Origin of the sequence: Actinotalea sp. C106 (assembly GCF_023630195.1) — a bacterium.
In the GTDB taxonomy this organism is placed as follows: domain Bacteria; phylum Actinomycetota; class Actinomycetes; order Actinomycetales; family Cellulomonadaceae; genus Actinotalea.
Genome location: NZ_JALPKN010000195.1, coordinates 1 through 6,000 on the forward strand (window position 1 = coordinate 1; position 6,000 = coordinate 6,000).

The following is a 6,000-nucleotide window of genomic DNA, read 5'->3' on the forward strand; positions in this document are numbered from 1 at the left end:
GCCGCCGCGCCGAGGAGCTCGTCAGCACCGAGCCGGTGGTCGCTGCGGCCGAGGTCCGGCCCCGGGAGATCGTGGCCGAGGCCGAGCGCACGGCCGCGAGCATGCGTCGGGAGGCCGACGACTACTGCGACCGGCGCCTCGCGGACTTCGAGATCGACCTGGGCAAGGTCGTCACCCAGGTCCAGGCGGGCCGGGCCAAGCTGGCCGGCAGACTGACCGAGGACCGCCCTCGGCACTCACCGTCCTGACCGCGGCGGGGAGGGGCACCCGCCGCGGCGCGCCGCCCGTTTGGGCGGAACCTCGCCATGGCGTAGCATCTCTCGTTGGTCCTGCCGCTCGCGGCGCGGACCGAGACCCCTCGACCCCGGACCATGCTGCGGAGCGTCTGATCGCCCTCGACCCTCGTTCGCCACTCGTGCTCGACACGCACGATCTCGGCCGACGACCAGGGACGATGCGTCAGGTGCGCCGTACGGTGCAGGCGCCGGAGGATCTCGGTACCGCCGTGATCGGCATCCCCGCCGGTGACGACCTCGACCTCGATCTGAGGCTCGAGTCCGTCATGGAGGGGATCCTGGTCTCCGGACACGTCCGTGGCCGGGCCGTCGGGGAGTGCGCACGCTGCCTGGAGCAGGTCGTCGAGAGCATCGACGTGAGCATCCAGGAGCTGTACGTCTACCCTGAGCGGGCCCGCGTCGCGGTCGAGGACGGGGACGACGAGGAGGAGATCCGCGAGCTCGACGGCGACCTGATCGACGCCGAGTCCGTGATCCGGGATGCTGTGGTGCCTGCACTGCCGTTCCGCCCGGTCTGCTCGCCGGACTGCCCAGGTCTGTGCTCCGAGTGCGGGGCACGCCTGGCGGACCCGGAGAACGCCGACCACCAGCACGAGATCCTGGACCCCCGGTGGGCTGAGCTCGACCGGATGAAGCACTTGTTCGACGACACGAAAGAGAGCTAGCCGTGGCTGTTCCGAAGCGCAAGATGTCGCGCAGCAACACCCGTGCGCGTCGGTCGCAGTGGAAGACGACTGCCGCGACCCTCACGACCTGCACCCGGTGCTCCGCCGACACCCGGCCCCACCAGGCCTGCCCGTCGTGCGGTGCCTACAAGGGGCGTCAGTACGCCGAGGCGCTGCGCACCGAGCACGAGTCGCGCTGACCGCTGTCGGTCGTGCTCCTCACGCAGGTGACCGGTCCATGACCGAGCACCCTGCTGCTCAGCTTGCCGAGAAGCTCGGGGTCCACCTGGACCCCGAGCTTCTCGTGCTGTCCCTGACCCACCGCTCCTTCGCCCACGAGGCTGGTGGCATCCCCACCAACGAGCGCCTCGAGTTCCTCGGCGACACGGTGCTCGGGCTCGTGGTGACCGAGGCGCTGTACCGGCGCCACCCGGGGCTCTCCGAGGGAGAGCTCGCCAAGATGCGAGCCGCGACCGTCTCGCAACGGTCCCTCGCGGCGATCGCCCGTGAGCTCGGCCTCGGCGAGTACGTGCTCCTCGGCAAGGGCGAGCTCGCCACGGGGGGACGGGACAAGGACTCGATCCTCTCCGACACCCTCGAGGCGATCCTCGGCGCCACCTACCTGACCCACGGCCTCGAGATCGCGCGCACCGTGGTCGAGAAGCTCGTCGACCCGACGCTCGCGATCGCCGCCGACCTCGGGGCGGGCCTGGACTGGAAGACCTCCTTGCAGGAGCTCGCGTCGCGCCTCGGGCTCGGGGCCCCCGACTACCAGGTCCAGGGCGACGGTCCGGATCACGCGCGGACCTTCACCGCGAGCATCGTGCTCGGGGGCGAGGTCCGCGGCACGGGCAGCGGCCCGTCCAAGAAGGTCGCCGAGCAGGAGGCTGCCGCGGCGGCCTACCGGGCACTCCAGCCCCTCACGCAGGGTGCCTGAGCTCCCCGAGGTCGAGACCGTGCGGGACGGTCTGGCCCGTCACGTCCTGGGCAGTGCGGTCGAGGAGGTCGAGGTCAGGCGCGAGTCGGCCGTGCGGCGCCACGACGGCGGGCCCCTCGACTTCGCCGCGGCCCTGCGCGGACGGACCCTCACCGCAGCCGTGCGGCGGGGGAAGTACCTGTGGGTGCTGCTCGACTCGGGCGAGGCGCTCGTGGCCCACCTGGGCATGAGCGGCCAGCTCCTGGTGCGAGACGGCCCCCGTCCCGAGCACCCGCACCTGCGCGCCCGTCTCTCCCTCACGAGCCCCCAGGGCCCCCGGGTGCTGGACTTCGTGGACCAGCGGACCTTCGGCCACCTCGCGGTCACCGAGCTCCTCACCACCCCGGACGGCGCCCCGGGCGGTCGCGGCAGCGACCTCGCGGCGGTCCCGGCCCCGGTGGCGCACATCGGTCGGGACCTGCTCGACCCGCACCTCGACCGCACCGGGCTCGTCGCGGCGGTGCGGCGACGACGAAGCGACATCAAGCGGGTGCTGCTCGACCAGGGGCTCGTCTCCGGCATCGGCAACATCTACGCGGACGAGGCCCTGTGGCGGGCCCGGACCCACTACGCACGACCTGCCGACGCCCTGCGCCGCGCCCAGGTGGTGACCGTGCTCGACGCCGCGGACGAGGTGATGCGCGAGGCCCTCGTCGCCGGCGGGACCAGCTTCGACACCCTGTACGTCAACGTGAACGGGACCTCGGGGTACTTCGACCGGTCCCTGGCGGTCTACGGCCAGGCCGGTCGTCCGTGCCCCCGCTGCGGCCGGCTGGTGGTCCGTGAGGCCTTCATGAACCGCTCGTCGTTCACCTGCCCGGGGTGCCAGCCTCGCCCGCGCACGGCACGCCGCGTGCCCTCGAGGCCCTGAGGTCCCTAGGATCGACCTGTGGCATCCAACGTCTCGCCCGCCGCGTCCGGGCCCGCAGCAGACATCGCCGTGATGATCGTCGACGACCACGAGGTCGTGCGGCGCGGGATCGCGGAGGTGATCGACCGTACCGACGGCATGGGCGTTGTCGCCGAGGCAGGCTCGGTGGCCGAGGGCATCCGCCGGGCGAACCTCGTCCGTCCCCAGGTGATGCTCGTCGACCTGCAGCTGCCGGACGGCACCGGGATCGACCTCATGACCTCGCTGCGGGAGACCCTCCCCGAGACCAGGGCCATCGTGCTGACCTCCTTCGACGACGACGACGCCCTCGCGGCCGCCCTGCAGGCCGGCGCCGCTGCCTACGTGCTCAAGAGCGTGCGTGGCGCGGAGATCGCCGACGTGATCCGTTCGGTCGCCTCGGGCCGCACCCTGCTGGACGAGCGGACCGTCACCCGACGTCGTGCCGGGCACGACGACCCGACCGAGGAGCTCACGCCGAGCGAGCGCAAGGTCTTGGACCTCATCGGTGAGGGCATGTCCAACCGCGAGATCGCCGAGCGCCTCGGGGTGGCCGAGAAGACCGTCAAGAACCACATCACCTCGCTCCTGGCGAAGATGGGCCTGCAGCGACGCACGCAGGCGGCTGCCTGGGTAGCCGGTCACAAGCGCAGCGCCTGGCGCTCGGACGCGACCGACTGAGCCGAGCGCCCGACCGGTCGCGCCGGCTCAGCGGGCTCGACCCTTGACGGGCGCCTGCCAGGTCAGGAGGGCGCCTCGGCCCGAGCTCGCTGCCCCGAGGGCGAAGGACCCGCCGTGCCGGCGCGCGCGGGCGGCCAGGTTGTCTGTCCCCGAACGGCGCTCCCGGTCGTCGGGCAGACCCGTGCCGTCGTCCTCGACCTCCACGGTGATGCGACCGAGGGGCGCGTCCCCCTGGAGCGTCACGCAGATCGACACCGACAGGGCCCGGGCGTGGCGCGCGGCGTTCGCCAGCCCCTCGCGCACCACGGCGACGACGTCGTCGGACATGTCCTCGCCGACCCGGTCGTCGATCGTCCCGGCGTCACCGTCGAGGCTCGCGGCCGAGTCGAGCACCCGGCCGTCGACCGAGATCACGAGCGAGGGCGCGAAGCCCAGTCCGGTGCGCGCGAGCGAGGCCTCACGCCGGAGCCGCTCGGCGAGCGGGGCGTCGGCGTCCGGGTCCCGCAGGGCATGGACGATCGAGCGGATCTGACGCACGGTCGCGTCGACGTTGTCCAGGGCGTCCTCGACGATCCCGGTCAGCTCCGAGGGGTCCACGCCGCGGGCCGCCCGACGACGGACCGTCTCGAGCTGCATGCCGGTGGCGAAGAGCTGCTGGATCGCGAGGTCGTGCAGGTCGCGGGCGATGCGCTCGCGCTCGTCGAGCAGCGCGGCGACGTCCTGGGCATGGCGGGCCTCGGCGAGGACGAGGGCGATCGCCGCCTGGCCGGCGTAGGACTCTGCCGTCGCGAGGTCGCTGGCCTCGAACGGGGGTGACCCGACGCGTCGGAGCAGGACGAGCACGCCGACCCCGCGCCCGTCGGCGTGCATCGGGGCGTACAGCGCCGGGCCGAACTGCCGCAGGGCGTCCACGCGCATGGCCCGCGCCCCCGAGAGGGAGTCCACGACCAGGCCGTTGCCGTCCCGCAGCACGGTGTGCGCCCGCCCGTCCAGGGGCATGACGGTGCCCAGGAGCTCCTCGGCCCCGACCCCGTCGACGATCTCCATCACGAGCGAGTCGCCCAGGCTCGGCAGCACCAGCGCGGCGGTGTCGGCCTCGGAGACCTCGCGCGAGGAGGTCGCGACGTGCGCGAGCACCTCCTCCTCGTCGGCGCCCTGGAGCAGCAGCATCGTGATCTGCTGACTGGCCTGGAGCCACCGCTCGCGGTGCTCGGCCTGACCGTAGAGCTGGGCGTTCTGGATCGCGACGGCGGCCGCGGCGGCCAGGGTCAGCACCGCCTGGTCGTCCTCGGCGGTGAAGCCGCCGGCCTTCTCCGAGAGGTAGAGGTAGCCGAACACCCGGTCCCGTACCCGGACCGCTGTTCCGAGGAACGCGCCCATCGGCGGGTGATGGGGAGGGAAGCCCGCGAAGGACGAGTGCTGGGTGAGGTCCTCCAGGCGCAGGGTGCCGTGGGCCGGGATCGAGCCGAGCACGCCGATCGCGTGGGGCGGGCGTCCCAGGAGCTCGGCGAGCCGGGCGTCCATCCCGCTGTGCACGAAGGTCGTCGACCTCCCGCGCGCGTCGAGGACGTTGATCGCCGCGTAGCGGGCCCCGGTCAGGTCCGCACTGGCCTGGACGAAGCGTTGCAGGACCGTCGGCAGGTCGAGGTCGGATGCCAGGTTGATCGCGGCCTGCAGCAGGTCGGCGGCGGCCAAGGAGCTGTCGTGGCGACCGAGGTCGAGCGGCGTCATCGAACGTCCTGCCTCTCGTGCTCCCACGCGGCCCGGTACGCCGCGGAGTCTTCTCGGGAGAGCATCGCACGGTGATCGCCCCGCGCGCCGATCGTGCCGTCCGGGTCCAGCAGGAGCACCTCGTCGGCGGCCTCGACCCCGGCGAGCCGGTGCGTCACCACGAGGACACCGCGCTCCCGGGTGAGCGGCGCGCGCCGTCCGAGGAGGTCGGCGAGGAGCGCGGCTCCCTGGCGGTCGAGGTGCTCGGTGGGCTCGTCGAGCAGGAGCAGGGGGGCGGGGGCGAGGAGGGCTCGGGCCACGAGCAGGCGTCGTCGCTCACCACCGGAGATCTGGGCGGCGTCGGTGCCCAGGACGGTGTCCAGCCCGGCGGGCAGCCCCGCGAGCCAGGACCCGAGGCCGACCTGCTCCAGGGCTGCGCGGGCGGTCACCTCGTCCACGCCGCCGCGGGCCACCCGCAGGTTCTCCAGCACGGTCGTGTCGAAGACGTGGGCGTCCTCACCGGTCATCGCGACGGTCGAGGAGCGTCGCGCAGCCGGCAGGTCGGCCAGCGGGCGGCCGTCGAGCAGCACCTGACCCTCCTGTGGTGGGAGGAGCCCAGCGAGGGTCAGCAGGAGGGTGGTCTTGCCCACGCCGCTGGGGCCGACCAGGACCAGGGAGCGACCGGGCTCGAGGCGAAGGTCGACCCCGCGGAGCAGCGCGGGGCCGCCCGGCCAGCCGCAGGACAGACCGCGGGCCTCGAGGACCGGGGTGTGCCCGCGGGCG

General features: G+C 73.3%; 7 protein-coding genes and 1 pseudogene. 6 read left to right on the forward strand and 2 right to left on the reverse strand.

The features are described from left to right. From L0B03_RS12650 to L0B03_RS12675, 6 genes and pseudogenes are all read left to right on the forward strand, one after another. Positions 1-248, forward strand: a pseudogene (locus tag L0B03_RS12650) (hypothetical protein); the annotation flags it as partial. Positions 249-454: 206 nt separating this feature from the next. Further along, entirely contained in the window at positions 455-961 is a 507-nt protein-coding gene (locus L0B03_RS12655; RefSeq protein ID WP_250446279.1) for a DUF177 domain-containing protein, read from the forward strand. Between the two features lie 2 nt (positions 962-963). After that, positions 964-1,161 (forward strand): 50S ribosomal protein L32, encoded by a 198-nt coding sequence (gene rpmF / locus L0B03_RS12660; protein ID WP_208054358.1) that lies wholly within the window; start codon positions 964-966, stop codon positions 1,159-1,161. Between the two features lie 38 nt (positions 1,162-1,199). Continuing rightward, a complete protein-coding gene (gene rnc, locus L0B03_RS12665; protein ID WP_250446271.1) occupies positions 1,200-1,898 on the forward strand; it encodes a ribonuclease III in 699 nt (232 codons plus the stop codon). Beyond that, a complete protein-coding gene (gene mutM / locus L0B03_RS12670) occupies positions 1,891-2,808 on the forward strand; it encodes a bifunctional DNA-formamidopyrimidine glycosylase/DNA-(apurinic or apyrimidinic site) lyase (protein ID WP_250446274.1) in 918 nt (305 codons plus the stop codon). The genes rnc and mutM overlap by 8 nt, the downstream gene beginning before the upstream one ends. Before the next feature lie 72 nt (positions 2,809-2,880). Then, positions 2,881-3,507 carry a response regulator transcription factor gene (locus tag L0B03_RS12675; RefSeq protein ID WP_250446281.1) on the forward strand — a complete coding sequence of 209 codons (627 nt, stop codon included), beginning with the start codon at positions 2,881-2,883 and terminating at the stop codon, positions 3,505-3,507. A gap of 27 nt (positions 3,508-3,534) precedes the next feature. On the opposite strand, the gene L0B03_RS12680 is transcribed toward L0B03_RS12675, so the two are convergent. After that, on the reverse strand, positions 3,535-5,238 hold the full coding sequence (locus tag L0B03_RS12680) for a GAF domain-containing sensor histidine kinase (RefSeq protein WP_250446276.1): 1,704 nt from the start codon (positions 5,236-5,238) through the stop codon (positions 3,535-3,537). Next, a partial coding sequence (locus L0B03_RS12685; protein ID WP_250446278.1) for an ATP-binding cassette domain-containing protein occupies positions 5,235-6,000 on the reverse strand: 766 nt, incomplete at its 5' end. The genes L0B03_RS12685 and L0B03_RS12680, both read right to left, overlap by 4 nt.

Bases quoted from the DNA above. Each gene is read 5' to 3' on its own strand.
- L0B03_RS12675 (WP_250446281.1), top strand. From the start codon at position 2,881: ATGATCGTCGACGACCACGAGGTCGTGCGGCGCGGGATCGCGGAGGTG.
- L0B03_RS12655 (WP_250446279.1), top strand. From the start codon at position 455: ATGCGTCAGGTGCGCCGTACGGTGCAGGCGCCGGAGGATCTCGGTACC.
- rnc (WP_250446271.1), top strand. From the start codon at position 1,200: ATGACCGAGCACCCTGCTGCTCAGCTTGCCGAGAAGCTCGGGGTCCAC.
- L0B03_RS12680 (WP_250446276.1), bottom strand. From the start codon at position 5,238: ATGACGCCGCTCGACCTCGGTCGCCACGACAGCTCCTTGGCCGCCGCC.